The sequence below is a fragment of the Actinotalea soli genome, from assembly GCF_017565425.1.
GTDB classification, from domain to species: domain Bacteria; phylum Actinomycetota; class Actinomycetes; order Actinomycetales; family Cellulomonadaceae; genus Actinotalea; species Actinotalea soli.
Genome location: NZ_JAGEMK010000009.1, coordinates 91,613 through 108,498, shown reverse-complemented (window position 1 = coordinate 108,498; position 16,886 = coordinate 91,613). Strand labels below are relative to the sequence as shown.

The following is a 16,886-nucleotide window of genomic DNA, read 5'->3' as shown; positions in this document are numbered from 1 at the left end:
TCGGGCTCAGAGGTCCTCGTCGTCGGTCCGGAAGCCGACGACCTTGTGGCTGCCGTCGCAGAAGGGCTTGATGCCCGAGGCCCCGCAGCGGCACAGCGCGACGGTCGGCCGGCGCCGGGGCACGGGCGTGCCGTCGGGGCCGAGGATCTCGACGTCACCCCGGACCAGGAGCGGCCCGTCGGGGCACGCGGTGATGCTCGCCCACGGAGCGGTCGCGGGGGCGGGTGCGGGCGCGCCGGGGGAGGTGGCCACGGCGGGCTGCCCGGCGTCGGCGGGCTGCGCGGCGAGAGGGCGAGCGGCGGTGGGCCCGGCGTCGTCGTGCCCGGTCTGGAAGGTCGTCACCCGTGAAGTGAACCCTGCCGACTGGCCGCCCGCGCGTTGAACGGTTCCAGATGCGGACCTCCGGACGGGGTGCGAACCTGACGCTCCCGACCCGCCCCACCGGCCGCCCGGCCCGGGGGCGCAGCACGATCTTCCAGGAGAACCCATGCGTCGCCCCACCCCTCGCGGCCCTCTCAGCACCCACCTGCTCGCCGTCCTCGACGGCGGCCCCCGTCCCGCGCCGGCCCTGGTCGAGGCAGCCCGCACGGCCGTCGCGTCGAGCCCGGACGTCGTCGAGGACGAGGACGTCCAGCTCACCCTCCTCGCTCTCTACGAGCTGCACTACCGCGGCATCGACGGGGTCGACGACGCCTGGGAGTGGCAGCCCGACCTCATCGCGGCCCGGGGTGTGCTCGAGCAGGCCTTCGAGGCCGAGCTGCGCGCCCGGGTCCCCGTCCCGCAGACCGACGCCCGGACCGCGGACGAGATCGCCCGCGCCCTGTTCGAGCTGACCAGCGCCGAGGACGGTCCGAGCCTCGCCCGCCACATCGCCAAGCGCGCGACGGCCGAGCAGGTCGACGAGTTCGCGATGCACCGATCGATCTACCACCTCAAGGAGGCCGACCCGCACAGCTGGGCCCTGCCGCGACTGACCGGCCGGCCCAAGTCGGCTCTCGTCGAGATCCAGACCGACGAGTACGGCGGCGGGCGTCCGGGCTACGTCCACGCCGAGCTCTTCGGTGCGACCCTGCGCGCCATGGGGCTGGACGACCATGACGGCACCTACCTGGACCGCGTCCCGGCCTCCACCCTCGCCTCGGTCACGATGATGAGCATGTTCGGCCTGAACCGGCGGCTGCGCGGCGCGATCACCGGTCACCTCGCGGCCTTCGAGATGACCTCCTCGGTGCCCAACCGGCACCTCAGCAACGGCTTCCGCCGGGTGGGGCACGGGCCCGAGGTCACGGCGTACTTCGACGAGCACGTCGAGGCGGACGCCGTGCACGAGCAGATCGCCGGACGGGACCTCGCCGGGGCGCTGGCCGAGGACGAGCCGGCCCTGCGCGAGGACGTGCTCTGGGGGGCTGCGGCCTGCCTGGCGGTCGACGGTCTCGCCGGGCGCAGGATCCTCGAGGCCTGGGAGCGCGGCGAGAGCTCCCTGCTGCCCCTGCCCACCGCGGCCGCAGCGTAGGCCAGCTCCCGTCCCGGGTGGGCTGGGCCTACCCCGGCTCGGCTCCGACCGCCAGCCCCACCCCACCCCCGGCCCGCGTGGGCTCGTCGACGCCGATCCGGAGGATCGGGGTCGATCGGGGTCACTATCTGACCCGAATCGACCCCGATGCTCGGGGGAGCCGCCGCGGTGGGGGCGAGCTGGCGTCGCGGGGCGGTGCGGGCGTGGGCGGGCGAGGTGCGCGGCGGATCAGGTCGACCTACCCCTCGCGCCGGGTATCGGGGTCGATCGGGGTTGCTATCTGACCCGAATCGACCCCGTTATGCGCCGGGCGGGCGCCGTTGTGCGCCGGGCGGGCGCCGCTGTGCGCCGGGCGGGTGGCGCCGTCGCGGCGGGCGCGCCCGTGGTCGACGCCGGGGGCTGCGCCCGCGGGGTGTCGGCCGGTCCCAGTACGGTGAGGGCATGACACACGCCGAGGACCCGCGCACCGCCCCGTCGATCCGCTGGGGGGTCCTCGGCCCCGGGGGGATCGCCCGCACCTTCGCGCGCGCCGTTCGCGACCACACCGCGTCGCGGATCGTCGCGGTCGGTTCGCGCAGCGAGGAGCGCGCCGCTGCGTTCGCCTCGGAGTTCGGTGTCCCGACCGTGCACGGCAGCTACGAGGAGCTCGTGGCCGACCCCGCTGTCGAGGCCGTCTACGTGGCCTCCCCGCACTCCGAGCACCGGGCCCACGCCCTGCTCGCGATCGCCGCGGGCAAGCACGTGCTGGTCGAGAAGTCCTTCACGCGGAACGCGGCCGAGGCCCAGGAGGTCGTCGACGCAGCACGGGCCGCCGGGGTCTTCGTGATGGAGGCCATGTGGACCCGCTTCCTGCCGCACGTCGTGGCCCTGCGCTCGGTCCTCGAGCGCGGTGAGATCGGCGAGGTCGTCTCGCTGCTGGCCGACCACGGCCAGGCCTTCGGCCACCTGCCCACCACGCACCGGCTGCACAACCCCGAGCTCGCCGGCGGTGCCCTGCTCGACCTGGGCGTGTACCCCGTCTCCTTCGCGCACGACATGCTCGGCGTCCCTGACTCCGTGCACGCCCTCGGCTCCCTGACCCCCGCCGGGGTGGACGGTCAGATCAGCATCGCCCTCGGCTACGGCGACCGGGTCCAGGCCTCGCTGCACACGACCCTCTGGTCACGCACGGCGACCACGGCCGTCCTCGGCGGCACGGCCGGGCGCATCGAGATCGAGGGCGCCTTCTACCGGCCCACCCGCTTCACGGTCGTCCGTGACGACGGCAGCACCGCGACCTTCGAGCAGCCGGTCGACGGCGGCTTCCAGTACCAGGCGGCCGAGGTCGCCCGGCGGATCGCGGCGGGGGAGACCGAGAGCCCGGTCATCACCCTCGAGAACACTATCGAGGTCATGCGGACCATGGACGAGATCCGTCGCCAGGTCGGCGTGCGCTACCCGGGCGAGTGAGCGACCTCTCGACGAGCGCCCGCGTCTCCCGGCCGGGCGGGCGCGGGGTGTTCGTGTCCTTCGAGGGCGGCGACGGGGTCGGCAAGTCGACCCAGCTCGCCCTCGTCGCCGAGCGGCTGCGCGCGGCGGGGCATGAGGTCGTCACGACCCGCGAGCCGGGGGGCACGACCCTGGGTCTGCAGCTGCGCGAGGCGGTGCTGCACGGCGAGCACGTGAGCCCCCGCACCGAGGCCCTGCTCTACGCGACCGACCGGGCCCATCACGTCGACACCGTCGTGCGCCCGGCCCTCGAGCGCGGGGCCGTCGTGCTGACCGACCGGTACCTGGACTCCTCGGTCGCGTACCAGGGGGACGGGCGAGCCCTCGGGGCCGAGGAGGTCGAGAGGCTCTCGCTGTGGGCCACCGAGGGGCTGCTGCCTGACCTGACCGTGCTGCTGGACCTCGACCCTGCGGTCGGGCTCGCCAGGCTCACCGGGGACCCCGACCGGCTCGAGAGCGCGGGGGCCGAGTTCCACCGTCGGACCCGGGACGCCTTCCTGGCCCGGGCCACCGCCGGGGGGGAGCGCTGGCTCGTGGTCGACGCGGCCCTGCCCGTCGAGGCGGTCCAGGAGCAGGTCCGGGCCCGCCTCGACACCCTGCTGGGGGAGGTCGCCCCGTGAGCGTGTGGCACGACGTCGTCGGGCAGCACGGCGCGGTCGAGGTGCTGCGCGCCGCGGTGGCCGACCCCGGCGCGATGACCCACGCCTGGTTGATCACCGGCCCTCCCGGCTCAGGCCGCTCGAACGCCGCGCGGGCCTTCGCCGCGGCCCTGCAGTGCCCCGCGGGCGGGTGCGGGCAGTGCCAGGCCTGCACCACGACGCTCTCGGGCACCCACGCGGACGTCAAGGTGGTCGCGACCGAGAAGGTCACCTTCAGCATCGAGGAGGTCCGCGAGCTCATCGGCGTGGCCCAGCGCGCACCCTCGCAGGGGCGCTGGCGGGTCATGGTCCTCGAGGACGCCGACCGGATGACCGAGCGCACCTCCAACGTGCTGCTCAAGGCCATCGAGGAGCCGCCGCCCCGCACCGTGTGGCTGCTGTGCGCCCCGAGCCCGCAGGACGTCGTGGTGACGATCCGCTCGCGGTGCCGCGGGGTCGCGCTGCGCATCCCTCCGGTCGAGGACGTCGCCGCTCTCCTGGTCAGCCGGGACGGCGCGGACCCCGAGGTCGCCCACGCCGCGGCCCGTGCCGCCCAGAGCCACATCGGCTTGGCCCGCCGTCTGGCCCGTGACCCCGAGGCCCGCACCCGACGCAACCGGACCCTCGAGCTCGCGGCCTCGATCCGCGGCGTGGGGGACGCCGTGCTGGCCGCCGCAGACCTGGTCGAGGTCGCGACGGCGGAGTCCAAGGCCGCGAGCGCCGACCGGGACGCGGCCGAGAAGACGGCCCTGCTGCACACCCTGGGGGCCGAGGGCGGGCAGACCCTGCCGCCGAGCCTGCGTGCCCAGGTGCGCCAGCTCGAGGAGGACCAGAAGCGCCGTGCGACCCGCGCCCAGCGGGACATGCTCGACAGGTCACTGCTCGACCTGCTCTCGCTGTACCGCGACGTGCTCGTCGTCCAGCTCGGGGCCGAGGTCGGCCTGGTGAACCTCGCGCAGGAGGCCGACGTGCGCCGCCTCGCCGCGGAGAGCACTCCCGAGCAGACCATCCGTCGCATGGACGCCATCGGGGAGACCCGCACGCGGCTCGAGGGGAACGTCGCCCCTCTGCTGGCCATCGAGGCGATGGCTGTCGCGCTCCGTCCGCAGGGCTGAGGCCAGCGCCCGCAGGCTGAGGTCGGCGCCGACAGGGTGAGCGTGCCGGACCTCTCAGGTCCATTGGCTACCGTTACCCCGTGCCGCTCGCCCTCACCCCCGCCCTGCCCTCCGTCGGCCTCGCCGCGCCGCGCTCCCGTCGCCGTCCCTGGGGGCTGACGGCCGCGATCGCGGGCATGGCCCTCGCCCTGGCCGGGTGCGTCGCGCCGGTCGAGCAGACCACCCCCGACCCCGAGAGCAGCCCGGAGGGCACGGCGGCCCCCGCGCTGACCACCGTTGAGGAGTACTACGGCCAGGAGGTCGCGTGGGCCGAGTGCGGGGAGCTCGAGTGCGCGACCGTGCGGGCCCCCCTCGACTGGGACGACCTCGAGGCGGGAGGCATCGACCTCGCACTCAGCCGGTCGGTGGCCACCGGTGCGGAGGAGCAGCGGCTGGGCTCCTTGCTCATCAACCCGGGCGGGCCGGGGTCCTCCGGCGCCGGGTTCGTCGGGTACGCGACCGAGGTCTTCAGCGACAGGCTCCTCGAGGCCTACGACGTCGTCGGGTTCGACCCGCGCGGGGTGGGTGACTCGACGGCCGTGAGCTGTGGGGATGACGCGACGGTCGACGCCTTCCTCCTCGCGGACCCGCCCCTGGACAACCAGGAGGACCTCGACGCGGCCCGCGAGACGCTGCGAGCCTTCGGCGAAGGCTGCCTCCAGCAGACCGGCCCGCTCCTCGGGACCGTCGACACGGTGAGCGCCGCCCGCGACCTCGACCTGCTGCGCGGGGTGCTCGGTGACGAGAAGCTGGCCTACGCGGGCTTCTCGTACGGCACCTTCCTCGGAGCCACCTACGCCGACCTGTTCCCCGAGAACGTCGGCCGTCTGCTGCTCGACGGCGCCCTCGACCCCTCGACGAGCAACGACGAGCTGGTCATCGGCCAGGCGGTCGGCTTCGAGGCGGCCCTCACCGCCTACGTCGAGGACTGCCAGGCCGGGCCCGACTGCCCCCTGACCGGGAGCGCCGAGAACGGCAAGGCTCAGATCGCCGCGCTGCTCGACCGCATCGAGCGGCGCCCCATCGAGACGGCCTACGGCGTCGAGCTCGACGCCGTGCTGGGCTTCTACGGCGTGGTCGTCACCCTCTACAACGACGAGTACTGGCCCCTGCTCACCATGGCCCTGACCGAGGCCATCACCGAGAACACCGGCACCTACTTCGTCGACCTGGCCAACGCCTACCTCGACCGCACCGTCGACGGGGAGTACCAGTCGAACCAGATGGTCGCCTTCAACGCGATCAACTGCCTGGACTACCCGGTGGTCTCGAGGACCTTCGAGGAGCTCGAGGCCTTCGCCGACGAGGTCGCCGCCCAGGCGCCGACCTTCGGCCGTGACTTCGCCCTCGGCATCGGGTGCGAGTCCTGGCCGGTCGCGCCGGTCGGGGAGCGCGGGCCCATCGCCGCTGAGGGCGCCCCGCCGATCCTCGTCGTCGGCACCACGGGTGACCCGGCCACCCCCTACGTGTGGAGCGAGGCCCTCGCCGAGCAGCTCGAGTCCGGGCTCCTCGTCACCTGGGAGGGTGAGGGGCACACGGCCTACGGGCGCGCCAACCAGTGCCTGACCGACGCGGTCGACGACTACCTGGTCGACGGCGAGCTGCCGGCCGACGGGCTGGTCTGCTGACCCGCTTTGGACCAGCGCCCGACGGTCGGTACAGTAGGCCCCGCTCGTCGTGCGCCCCGGCGTCGACGGCACGCCGCCTTAGCTCAGTCGGTAGAGCGTCTCACTCGTAATGAGAAGGTCATCAGTTCGATTCTGATAGGCGGCTCAGCAGGTCACGACCCCGTCCCAGCGGTAGTGCTGGGACGGGGTCGTGCGCGTTCTGGACAGGAGCCTGGAGCGGTCGGCCGTTGCGGCACCATCGACCCATGGGCAAGCCTCCCCACCCGGTCGTCCGGTGGATCGCACGACACCGGCGGCTGCTGCGCGCCCTCGCCCTCGCGTACGTCGCGCTCAGCTGCTGGCACGCCTACTCCCTCCGGCACGACGCCTGGGTCCTCACCCTCGTGAACGGCGTCGCCGTCGGCGTCGTGTGGTGGACCTTGCCCGCCGCGTACGCCGGCAGGGTGCGCGAGGACGACGAGGGGCTGCGCGAGACCTGACACACACGGACGGGGCGGGCGTACCCACCGGTGGCGACGTGCTGGCCCGGCTCAGCCCGAAGCGCCATCGTGCCCGCGATCCTCGAGAACGCCCGCGCCTACCTCGAGGAGCACCGCATCACCGTCCCGTGACCTCACAGCTTCTCCACAGGGCCGCACACAACCTGCCCGCGATCCCCGCGCCATACGCCGCCGCGCCGGGCTGTGAGTCCCTAACGTCTCGATCATGAGCGACCACAGGACTCCCTCCGAGGCCAGCAGCACTCCCTCTGCGCCGGTGCCGGCGGGTGGTCCTCCCCGTCCGGGCGCGACGCCGGCGCAGGCTGCGCCCCTGCCATCCGCGCCCCTGCCATCCGCGCCCCCGCCGCCCGCGAGCCTGCCGCGCCGGGCCACCGACCCACCCGGTCCCCTCGCGCAGTTCTGGGCCGCTGGCCGCGACCCGGTGCCGACCTGGGTGCTGGTCGCGGCGGTCGTGGTGGGTCTGGCGGCCGCCGGGCTCGTGGTGGGGCACCGGGTCGGACTCGGCATGGCGCTGGTCGGCGTGCTCGTCGCGGGGGTCGCCGTCCCGGCCCTCGTGCGGCGTCGGGCGGTCGGGGACCTGGTGACCGTGGGCCTCGTCGTCGGGCTGCTGGCCGTGCTCGCGGTGCGGGACGCCGCGTGGCTCGCGGCGCTCTGCGTGCTCGTCGCCGTGGTCGCGGGGGGTGCGGTGGTGACGGGGGCCCGCAGCGCCCCGGCCACCGTGCTGGGCGTCGTCGGCTGGGCCGCTGGCGCAGCTCGCGCAGCGGGCTGGCTCGGGCGTGGGGGCGCGAACCTCCTGGGCAGCCGCCGGGACCAGGTCGCGACGATGCTGCGCAGCGTCGGCGTCACGGTCGCGCTGCTGCTCGTCTTCGGCCTGCTGTTCGCGAGCGCCGACCGCGTGTTCGCGAGCTACCTGCCCCGTTCGGCCCCCGAGCTGCTGCCCGCGCGGGTGCTGGTCGGGGCCTTCGTCGCCCTGACCGTGGCGAGCGTCGCGCACCTGATGCTCGCGCCGCCGTCCTGGCGCGACGCGCGGCTGCCGGCGGCTCTGCCTGCGCGGCTGGGGGAGTGGTTGCTGCCGGTGCTGGCCCTCGGCGGGCTGGTGCTCTCCTTCGTCCTGGTGCAGGTGGGGGCGTTGCTCGGCGGGCACCAGCACGTGCTCGACACGGCAGGCCTCACCTACGCCCAGTACGCCCGCGAGGGCTTCGGCCAGCTGGTGGCGGCCACGGCCCTGACCCTCGTGGTCGTGGCCCTCGCCGCCCGGCGCGCGCCCCGCTCGACCCGGCGCGAGCGGGTGGTGACCCGAGTGGCCCTGGCGATCCTGTGCCTGGGCACCCTCGGGGTGGTGGCCGCGGCCCTGCGCCGCATGGACCTGTACGTCGACGCCTTCGGCCTGACCCGGCTGCGCATGCTCGCGGTCCTGGTCGAGGTGGTGCTGGGCGTGGTCCTCGTGCTCGTGCTGGTCGCCGGGGTCCGGTGGCGGGGCGCCTGGTTGCCGCGGGCCGTGGTCCAGGTGGTGGCGGTCGCCGTGCTCGGGCTCGCGGTGATCAACCCCGACGCGCAGATCCTGCGCCACAACATCGACGCCGAGGTCTCGGCTCAGCAGGGCCGGGGGACCGACGCGGAACCAGGGCTCGCCGCAGGCCTCGACCTCGGCTACCTGTACGGGCTCTCGGCCGACGTGGTCCCCGCGGTCCTCGACCTCGAGGAGCCGTGGCGCAGCTGCCTGCTGGAGGCGACGGTCCCCGCGCCGTCCTCCGGGGTGGCTGAGTGGAACCTCTCCCGCGCGAGGGCCGTCGACCTCGGTGCCGACCTCGTCGCCACCGGGGCCGCGGCGAGCTCCTCGCTCGACGGCGGCGTTCCCGCGTGCCCGGGTGGCTACCGAGACGCGGGGCCGACGTACTAGGCCGTACCAGGCCTGCACGCTCTGGCGAGGCCTGGTCTCAGACCAGCCAGCGCCCGTCGCGCATCAGGTCGCGGCCGGCGGCCTCCTCGACCTCGCGCCAGGCCTGGACCCGGTCGGGCCGGAGCACCAGGTAGACGTAGCCCTCGCTGCCCCGCGGGTCCCAGTCGGCCTGGTCGGCGTAGGCCGCGCCGAGCCGCGCGTCAGCGCCCTGGTCCACCTCGTGCTCGAGGACCGCATCGATCATCACGACGTCCCGCGTCGGGCCGACGGCGAGCCGTGCGGTGCCGGTGGCCCGCAGGTTCCGTGCGGTCGACGACGACCCGTCGAGGGCGAGGACGACGCGCTCGTCCACCCAGCACAGGGTCAGCGGGACGAGGTGCGCCCTGCCCTCCGGGGAGGCTGTCGCGACCCAGACGTCGATGGCGGGGGTGCTCAGCGTCGCCACCGTGTCGGCGATACGTACCGCGCGTGAGCGGGGCCGCGGGCGGGTCATGGGGTGTCTCCCCCGGCACGGGAGGCCGCAGTGGTGCAGGGCACGTGGACGGGAGCACGCATGGGGCCGAGGCTAGCCGCACGGTCCCTGACGGTGTCGCCCGGCAGCGGGACGACCGTGCCGCACGGGGTCCTCCCGGGGGGTGCATCCGCCGGCAAGAAGTGTTAATCTTCAATCAAGACCCGCTGCCTGCCCCCTGCGCAGCGGGTCTCTTAATGTCCGGATGCGGGCGGCGGAGCCTGACCTGCCCCGCTCGCGCCGGCCCCGCTCGCGGCCTTCGCGCCAGGCCTCGGGCTCCCGGCCTCAGGCCTCGGTCGTCTCCTGCGCAGCTGCCCTGTCCTTGGCGCGGCTGGGCTGCACGCGCTTGGGCTCGCCCGGCATCTTGGGGTACTCGGGCGGGTAGGGCAGGTCCTCGTGGCCGTGGTCGCGCTCGTCGCGGTCGGCCATCTCGAGCAGCGGCTCGATCGAGAAGCGCCCCGGGGCCCCCGCGACCAACGGGGTGTAGAGGTCCCCCACCTCGGCGAACCTGGCCGGCACCGACAGCACGTCGAAGTCGTCCGGGTGCACCTCGCCCAGCTCCTCCCAGGTGACCGGGGTCGAGACCGTGGCCCGCTGGTTGGCGCGGATCGAGTACGCCGAGGCGATGGTGCGGTCGCGGGCCATCTGGTTGTAGTCGACGAAGATCTTCTCCCCCCGCTCCTCCTTCCACCAGCGCACGGTCACCAGCTCGGGCAGCCGCCTCTCGACCTCACGTCCCAGGGCGATCGTCGCGCGGCGGGCCTGCGTGAAGGTCCACCGGGGCTCGATGGGCACGAAGATGTGCACCCCGCGCCCGCCCGAGGTCTTGCACCAGCCCTCCATGCCGAGCTCGTGCAGCAGGGCACGCACCTCGGGGGCCACCCGCACGGCGTCGTCGAAGTCGGTGCCCGGCTGCGGGTCGAGGTCGATCCGCAGCTGGTCGGGGGACTCGACGTCGTCCCGCGTGACGGGCCACGGGTGGAAGGTGATCGTGCCCAGGTTCGCGGCCCAGCCGACGACGGCGAGCTCGGTCGGGCTGATCTCGTCGGCCGTGCGCCCCGAGGGGAAGGCGATGCGGGCGGTCTCGACGTAGTCCGGGGCGCCCTGCGGGACGCGCTTCTGGTAGAACGCGTCGCCGCGCGAGTCGGCGCGGGTGGCCATGACCGCCCCCTCGATCACGCCCTTGGGCCAGCGCTCGAGGGTGGTCGGCCGGTCGCGCAGGGCGCCGAGGATCCCCCCGCCCACCGCGAGGAAGTACTCGACCACCTGGAGCTTGGTCAGGCCGCGCTGGGGGAAGACGATCCGGTCCGGGCTGCTGACCCGCACCGTCCTGCCGTCCGCCTCGAGCTCGACCGCCGGCGTCGTCGCACGTGCCATGGCCTCACGCTAGGCCTCGCACGGCCCGACGGCGAGGGGTCCGCGGCGCGGGTCGGACGGCTGGGCGCATCCAGGGCTGGTCGCGGGCCCGTCAGTCGGGGCCGAGCAGCCCCCGCCGGTGGGCCACGGACACGGCCTCGGCGCGTCCCGAGACCCCGAGCTTGGCCAGGAGGTTCGAGACGTGCACGCTCACGGTCTTGCCGCTGATGAAGAGCTTCTCGCCGATCTGCCGGTTGCTCAGCCCCTGGGCCGCGAGGGCCAGCACCTCGGCCTCACGGGGGGTCAGCAGGTCCGTGGTCGTGCGGGCTCCCGGCACCTCGAGCCGGCTGCGCCGCGCCAGGCTCTCCAACGCCGCGACCAGGGGTGCCGCGCCCATCTCCCGGGCCTCGGCCAGGGCCTCGACGAGCTGGGCCAGCCCCGCCTCGCGTTCCCCGGCCTCGAGCAGCGCCTCGGCCCGGCGTCGGCGGCTGCGCGCCTGCTCGTAGCGGTGGCCGTAGCCGTAGGCGTCGGTCGCCCCCGCCCACAGCGCAGGGTCGTTCTGACGTGCCCACCGGGCGTGCTCGGCCTCGACCCGGGCGAGCCAGGCCCGGCCCTCAGGTCCGAGCCGGCCGCCGCGGGGTCGACCTCGACCGGCCGCGGTCCGCGCCCGGTCGAGGAACCACGCGGCCTGCTCAGCCTCCTCGGGCCCGGCGGCCCGCTCGGACCGGGCGTCGGCGAGGGCACCCAGCCCCAGGGCCGCGAGCCAGATGCTGCCGAGGAAGTAGTCGCTCCAGGCCCGCCCCACCTCCTCGATCACCGACCGTGCGAGCGCCACGGCCTCCTCGTGACGTCCCGCCCAGGTCAGGGCGTCGACCGTGCACCCACCGGCGATGAGGGTCACCTGGTGGTCCCCGTCGGCGAGCGGGGCCAGCCGGGCGCCCCGGTCCACGGCGTCGCCGTCCCCCCGGGCCACGGCGGCATGCAGGGCGACGGCCTCGAGCAGCACGGTGGCCGAGGGCGGGGCGCCGTCCCACGGCACCGGTGGGCCCAGGTCGCCACGGGTGAACCTCAGCAGCTCGCTCAGCAGGTGCAGCTGCACCGCGTAGGCGCTCCAGGTGAGGCCCGAGGTGTGGGAGAGGTCGAGCCCTGCCTGCACGCGGTCGACCGCGCGCTCGAGGTCCCCCGCGTAGAAGTAGTTCGCCGCGAGGCTGTAGGCGCAGCGCACCTCGGTCACCAGGTCCCCGGCCTCGCGGGCGCGGTCGCCGGCCTCGGTGAGCAGGGCCGCCGCCCGGGGCTGGTCGTCGACCACGAGCACCGCGAGGGTCGCGAGGGCGTCGGCCTCGACGGCCGGGGCGCCCAGCGCCCGGGCCTCGTCCACGGCCAGGCGTGCGCTGCGCTCGGCGGCGGCGTCCTCGTCCATCGAGGTGGCTGCCCGGGCGTGGATCGCCAGAGCCCAGGCCCGGCCGAGGTCCGGTCCGGGGAAGGGCGGGCGCTCGAGGGTCTCGAGGGCGTGCGCGGCCTCCTCGAGGGCCTCGGCGTCCCGGGCCGCGCCCAGCAGGTACAGCGCCAGGCGGGAGCGGAGCTGGGCCTGGCGCGCGGGGAGGTCGGTCGCGAGAGCGACCGCCTGCCGGGCGAGCAGCACCGCTCGGGCGTCGTGACCGGCGCGGCTCGCCGCGCTCGCCGCGGCGGCTGTCAGGTCCGCCTCGTCGGTCCCCACGCGGGCCGCGGCATCAGGGACCCCGTCCCAGAGGCGCAGCGCGGTCTCGAGGTGGCGGAGCTCCTCGTCGGGGGCCAGGAGGCGGCCCGCCTCCCGGGCGGCGTCGATCGAGGCGGCGAGGGCCGTGGGGAGGTCCTGGCCGCGGTGGGCGTGGTGCGCCAGCTGCGCGGTCGAGCCCAGCCGGGGGTCCTGCTGCAGCGCGTCCCGGTAGGCCCGGTGCAGGGCCACCTGCTCCCCGGGCAGCAGCGCGCCGTAGACCGCCTCGGCGAGGAGGGCGTGGCGGAAGGCGATGCGGCCGTCCTCCCCGCCGAGCACCTGGGCCTCCACGGCCTCCCGGAGCGCGCGGTCGAGCTCCTCCACCGGCAGCCGGGACCCGGCCACGGCGCGGAGCAGCGGCTCGCCGACGGTGCGGCCGGCCACCGAGGCGACGCGGGCGAGCTCCTGCACGGACGGGTCGAGCCGTTCGACGCGGGCCTGCAGGACGTCGCTCAGCGTCCAGGGCAGCCCGCCCGCGCCCGGCCCCGACTCGAGGAGCTCCTCGGCGAAGTACGCGTTCCCGGCCGAGCGCTCCATCACCCGGTCGACCACGGCGTCGGGGACCGGTGCGCCGGTGACGGCCGCCGCGAACTCGTGCAGCTCGGTCGAGGTGAAGGGGGGCAGGTCGAGACGTTCGACCCGCGGGTGGCGCCACAGCTCGGCGAGCACGGGGCGCAGGGGGTGGCGGCGGTGGAGGTCGTCCGTCCGATAGCTCAGCACGACCAGCAGGTGCTCGGTGCGCAGCCGGGCCACCAGGAAGCGCAGCACGTCGCGGCTCGAGGAGTCCGCCCAGTGCAGGTCCTCGACCACGAGGACCAGGGGCGCGCCGGCCGAGCCCACGGCTCCGAGCGCCGCGGCGATCCCGTCGAAGAGCTGGAGCCGGGTGCCGCCGTCGTCGGCCGGATCGGGGGGCGGGGTGCCGTGCGCGGGCAGGAGCCGCGCGAGGGCGGGGCGCTCGGTGACGACCTGGTCGACCACCTCGCGCAGCGCCGGGTCCGCCCTGAGCTGGGCGAGGGCCTCGGCGAAAGGCAGGTAGGGCAGGCCGACCTCGCCCAGGTCCACGCAGTGGGTGGTCACGGGGACCGCCCCGGCGGCGCGGGCCACCTCGGTCAGGCGGGCCAGCAGCCTCGTCTTGCCGACCCCCGCGTCCGCCCCGACGAGCACCACACCCGGGACGCCGGCCCCCGCCCGGTGCACCGCAGCCGTGAGGGCCTCCACCTGGGGGTGCCGGCCGACGAAGGTCGCGCTCACCTGGTTGCGGGCCATGCCCCCGATCCTGGCACCACCTGCCGACGCGTGGATCGTGACGCCCACCGGGAGGCCCGACGGCGGGGTGCGCGGTCCTGGGGGGCGCGGGGGTGCCGTGGTGCCCCGTCGGCCGCGAGCTGCTCGATCCGGTACGCGCTCTCGGCCCGCACCGCTGTCTCCCACATGAAGCCTGACATCGTGATCCTCCGACCGTCCTCCGGTCGGGGCCCGACCGGTGAGGTCGACACTGCCGCTGAGGGCAGGGGGCGCGGATCGGTCAGGTGACCGGTTGTGCCGGGGTGGAGGGCGGGGCTCCCGGTCTGAGGTACCTCAGAGCACCTCGAGGCGAGGGCTGTCGAGGGCGACGCGGAGGTGCTGCCCGCCGCCGAAGTCCACGATGACGGCCTCGGTGCCGTCGAGGGCGACCACGCGACCCATGCCGTGACGCTCGTGGGAGACGCGGGCGCCGACGGGGATGGGCACGATCTTGGCCTGAGCGGCCTCACGGGCAGCGTTGAAGGGACTGGTGGCGAGGTACCGGCGCTTGCCGGCAGGTCTGGAGGGCATCACCCCTACTGTCCTCCTCCTGGAGCCTTCTGGGAACCACGCGGGCGCGAACTGGTGCGCGACCCCGCCCCCGCGCGGGGTTCCGCAGGCGTACCGTCAGGAGATGGAGCACTCGATGAGGAGTCCCGAGTACGACGCGTTCGGCCCGTGGGTCTACGAGGTCACGAGCCCCGACGAGGTGCCGCCGCTGTTCCGCGACCATCCCCTCGACCTGGCCTCGGCCCGGCTGGTCCTCAAGGTCCCCCGGCGGATCGCGCGTCGCGACGCGAACCCCGCGATGAACCTCTACGACCACCTCCTCGTGGTCGACGCCACGGGTCTCACGGTGCTGAGCCGCCGCGGCGAGACGCACAGCACCCGGCACGTGCCCCCCGAGCAGGTCGCCGCGGTGGTCGACAGCGTCAACCTGCTCGACGCCCGTCTCGCCGTGCACCTCACCACGCGGGACGGCGCGGGGGTGGCCGGGGCGGGCAGGCCTGCCGGGCAGAACCCCGTGGTCGCCGTCCGCTACAACGGGGCCTCGCACGACGTCGTGCTGGGGCTGGTCGACCAGGTCCGCGGGCTGTACCGGTCGGGCCCGGTCGGCTCGCCCCGCGTCGAGGACGAGCCGACCGCGAGCGCCTCCGCTCACGGCTCGTCCCGTCACCAGGGCCTCGCCCTCGACCTCGCCGACCTCGGGGACCAGGACGTCGCCCTGGTGACCGCCTACCGGGACCTGGCCCGTCGCGAGGGGGTCGAGCTGCTCGCCGCCCACCCGCGGACCGTGGTGCGCCCGCTGGGCTCGGGGGCCGGGGGCGCGGCGGCAGGTCTCGCGCACGCGGCGTGGCCGATGACCCTGCACGGGGCCGTGGTGTGCCGGAGCGAGGACGAGCTGCAGCTCGTGCACCGACGCGAGTGGTGGCTGCGCGGACGGCGCCCGGTGCACTCGATCGAGCGCACCGTGCTGCCCCTCGCGCGGGTCGACGAGGTCACGACCGGTGCGCACCCGCGGTACGCCGACGTCACCGTGGTCAGCGTGCGCCTCGGGGAGACCTCGCTCGTGCTCCCCGTCCCGGCCGCCTCCCGGGCTGCGACACAGCTCCCCGAGGCCCTGCGAGGTCGCGCTGCCTGAGGTGGCCCCCTGAGCGCCGGCCCAGACGCTAGGTTCGAGGTCATGGAGAACCACGTGCGCTGGGGGATCATCGGCGTCGGCGACGTCACCGAGGTCAAGAGCGGGCCGGCCTTCCAGCAGGCCGAGGGCTCCTCCCTGGTGGCCGTCATGCGCCGCGACGGGGCCAAGGCTGCGGACTACGCGCGCCGGCACGGCGTCCCGCGCTGGTACGACGACGGCGACGCCCTCCTGGCCGACCCCGAGGTGGACGCGGTCTACGTCGCGACCCCGCCGGACTCGCACGCCGACTACGTGCTGCGGGCTGCCGCCGCGGGCAAGCCCGTCTACGTCGAGAAGCCGATGGCCCGCACGGCCGCCGAGTGCACCGCGATGATCGAGGCCTGCGCCGCCGCCGGGGTGCCGCTGCACGTCGCCTACTACCGGCGTGCCATGCCTCGGTTCGCCCGTGTCGCGGAGCTGCTGCGCGACGGCACGATCGGTGAGCCGCGGGCCGTCACGGTCCGCCTGCTCAAGCGGGCCGAGACCTGGCCCGAGGGGCAGGCACCCTGGCGGGTGCGCCCGGAGATCTCGGGCGGCGGGCTGCTGGTCGACCTCGGCTCGCACACCCTGGACCTGCTCGACCACCTCCTCGGCCCGGTGACCTCCGTGACCGGGACGGCGGCCAACCGCGGCCGGCACCACGCGGCCGAGGACGTCGTCACGGCCTCGTTCCGGCACGCCACGGGGGTCGACGGGGTCGGGCTGTGGTGCTTCGACGCGGGTCAGGAGCTCGACGAGGTCGAGATCGTCGGCAGCCGGGGCAGCGTGGCCTTCAGCACCCTCGGTGAGGAACCCCTGCGGGTCCGCACCGCCGCGGGGGAGCGGCTGGTGGAGGCGCCCTACCCGACACCCGTGCAGCTGCCCCTGGTGCAGGCCGTCGTCGACTCCCTGCTCGGCCGCGGTGAGAGCCCCAGCACGGGCGAGAGCGCCCTGCGGACCGCGCGGGTGGTCGACACCCTGCTGGCCGGGTACCGCTCTGAGGCCGCCGGGGCGAGCGAGGCCGCTGGGGGCGCGGGTGGCGTGCAGCCGCCCCCCGTGGATAATCGTGTGCCGTGAGCGACGACGCGCCCCCGCGCCCGTCCGCCCGGGACGGCGGCGAGGTGCACCGGGAGACGGCAACCCCGGCCGAGGAGCCGGTGAGCGCAGCCCTGCGCGACGCCAAGGCCCGCGCCCGCTCGACGCACTACACCGTGGGCACGTTGCGGGCGGACCCCGACGGCACGCTGTGGCTCGAGTGCTCGTGCGGCACGGTGCTGCGGAACGGCCCCACCTGGACCATCGACGAGCACGTGCGGCTGCACCGGGCCGAGGCCAAGTACCTCGAGCTCTCGACGGCAGCGCCGGCGGGCATCCCCCGACTCATCGAGCCGCGGTACTGACCGTGGGAGCACCGTGGGTGGGCGCGGCGCGTCACGGATCGGCATCGCCTCGGCGCGCCGGGATCGTGTCGATGCCTCACCCTGGGAGGGTTCTCCGAGAC

Annotated in this window: 15 protein-coding genes and 1 tRNA gene; 11 read left to right on the top strand and 5 right to left on the bottom strand. The window is 75.1% G+C overall.

Annotation, left to right across the window (positions count from 1 at the left end; genetic code table 11):
- Positions 1 to 6: 6 nt before the first annotated feature.
- On the bottom strand, positions 7 to 342 hold the full coding sequence (locus J4G33_RS14595; RefSeq protein WP_307793925.1) for a CDGSH iron-sulfur domain-containing protein: 336 nt from the start codon (positions 340 to 342) through the stop codon (positions 7 to 9).
- A gap of 145 nt (positions 343 to 487) precedes the next feature.
- Between J4G33_RS14595 and J4G33_RS14590 the strand changes: the two genes are divergently transcribed.
- The 8 genes from J4G33_RS14590 to J4G33_RS14555 all read left to right on the top strand — a co-directional run bounded on the left by J4G33_RS14590 (position 488) and on the right by J4G33_RS14555 (position 8,821).
- Positions 488 to 1,513: an iron-containing redox enzyme family protein gene (locus J4G33_RS14590; protein ID WP_208056718.1), complete on the top strand. Its 1,026-nt coding sequence runs from the start codon at positions 488 to 490 to the stop codon at positions 1,511 to 1,513.
- Positions 1,514 to 1,954: 441 nt separating this feature from the next.
- Entirely contained in the window at positions 1,955 to 2,962 is a 1,008-nt protein-coding gene (locus J4G33_RS14585) for a Gfo/Idh/MocA family protein (RefSeq protein WP_208056717.1), read from the top strand.
- Positions 2,959 to 3,621 (top strand): dTMP kinase, encoded by a 663-nt coding sequence (gene tmk / locus J4G33_RS14580; protein WP_208056716.1) that lies wholly within the window; start codon positions 2,959 to 2,961, stop codon positions 3,619 to 3,621. The genes J4G33_RS14585 and tmk overlap by 4 nt, the downstream gene beginning before the upstream one ends.
- Entirely contained in the window at positions 3,618 to 4,754 is a 1,137-nt protein-coding gene (locus J4G33_RS14575; protein WP_208056715.1) for a DNA polymerase III subunit delta', read from the top strand. Before tmk ends, J4G33_RS14575 begins: the two co-directional genes overlap by 4 nt.
- An 80-nt stretch (positions 4,755 to 4,834) precedes the next feature.
- Positions 4,835 to 6,421, top strand: a complete 1,587-nt coding sequence (locus J4G33_RS14570) for an alpha/beta hydrolase (protein WP_307793924.1) — start codon at positions 4,835 to 4,837, stop codon at positions 6,419 to 6,421.
- Positions 6,422 to 6,493: 72 nt separating this feature from the next.
- Positions 6,494 to 6,566, top strand: a tRNA-Thr gene (locus J4G33_RS14565).
- A 100-nt stretch (positions 6,567 to 6,666) separates the two neighbouring features.
- Entirely contained in the window at positions 6,667 to 6,900 is a 234-nt protein-coding gene (locus J4G33_RS14560) for a hypothetical protein (RefSeq protein WP_208056714.1), read from the top strand.
- Between the two features lie 226 nt (positions 6,901 to 7,126).
- The gene (locus J4G33_RS14555; protein ID WP_208056713.1) at positions 7,127 to 8,821 is read left to right on the top strand and encodes a DUF4153 domain-containing protein; all 1,695 of its coding nucleotides are present in this window, start codon (positions 7,127 to 7,129) and stop codon (positions 8,819 to 8,821) included.
- A gap of 37 nt (positions 8,822 to 8,858) precedes the next feature.
- On the opposite strand, the gene J4G33_RS14550 is transcribed toward J4G33_RS14555, so the two are convergent.
- From J4G33_RS14550 to J4G33_RS14535, 4 genes are all read right to left on the bottom strand, one after another.
- Positions 8,859 to 9,314 (bottom strand): pyridoxamine 5'-phosphate oxidase family protein, encoded by a 456-nt coding sequence (locus J4G33_RS14550; protein ID WP_208056712.1) that lies wholly within the window; start codon positions 9,312 to 9,314, stop codon positions 8,859 to 8,861.
- Between the two features lie 303 nt (positions 9,315 to 9,617).
- Positions 9,618 to 10,709, bottom strand: coding sequence for a non-homologous end-joining DNA ligase (gene ligD, locus J4G33_RS14545; RefSeq protein WP_208056711.1), 1,092 nt, complete (start codon positions 10,707 to 10,709; stop codon positions 9,618 to 9,620).
- Positions 10,710 to 10,800: 91 nt separating this feature from the next.
- Entirely contained in the window at positions 10,801 to 13,707 is a 2,907-nt protein-coding gene (locus tag J4G33_RS17650) for a helix-turn-helix transcriptional regulator (protein WP_208056710.1), read from the bottom strand.
- A 312-nt stretch (positions 13,708 to 14,019) separates the two neighbouring features.
- The gene (locus J4G33_RS14535) at positions 14,020 to 14,256 is read right to left on the bottom strand and encodes a hypothetical protein (RefSeq protein ID WP_208056709.1); all 237 of its coding nucleotides are present in this window, start codon (positions 14,254 to 14,256) and stop codon (positions 14,020 to 14,022) included.
- A gap of 103 nt (positions 14,257 to 14,359) precedes the next feature.
- Between J4G33_RS14535 and J4G33_RS14530 the strand changes: the two genes are divergently transcribed.
- Genes J4G33_RS14530 through J4G33_RS14520 form a run of 3 tightly spaced genes read left to right on the top strand, consistent with a single transcriptional unit; the run spans position 14,360 to position 16,785 of the window.
- Positions 14,360 to 15,367 carry a hypothetical protein gene (locus J4G33_RS14530; protein WP_208056708.1) on the top strand — a complete coding sequence of 336 codons (1,008 nt, stop codon included), beginning with the start codon at positions 14,360 to 14,362 and terminating at the stop codon, positions 15,365 to 15,367.
- A 42-nt stretch (positions 15,368 to 15,409) separates the two neighbouring features.
- Positions 15,410 to 16,462, top strand: coding sequence for a Gfo/Idh/MocA family protein (locus tag J4G33_RS14525; protein ID WP_208056707.1), 1,053 nt, complete (start codon positions 15,410 to 15,412; stop codon positions 16,460 to 16,462).
- On the top strand, positions 16,459 to 16,785 hold the full coding sequence (locus J4G33_RS14520; protein ID WP_307793923.1) for a hypothetical protein: 327 nt from the start codon (positions 16,459 to 16,461) through the stop codon (positions 16,783 to 16,785). Before J4G33_RS14525 ends, J4G33_RS14520 begins: the two co-directional genes overlap by 4 nt.
- The last annotated feature ends 101 nt before the right edge of the window (positions 16,786 to 16,886 follow it).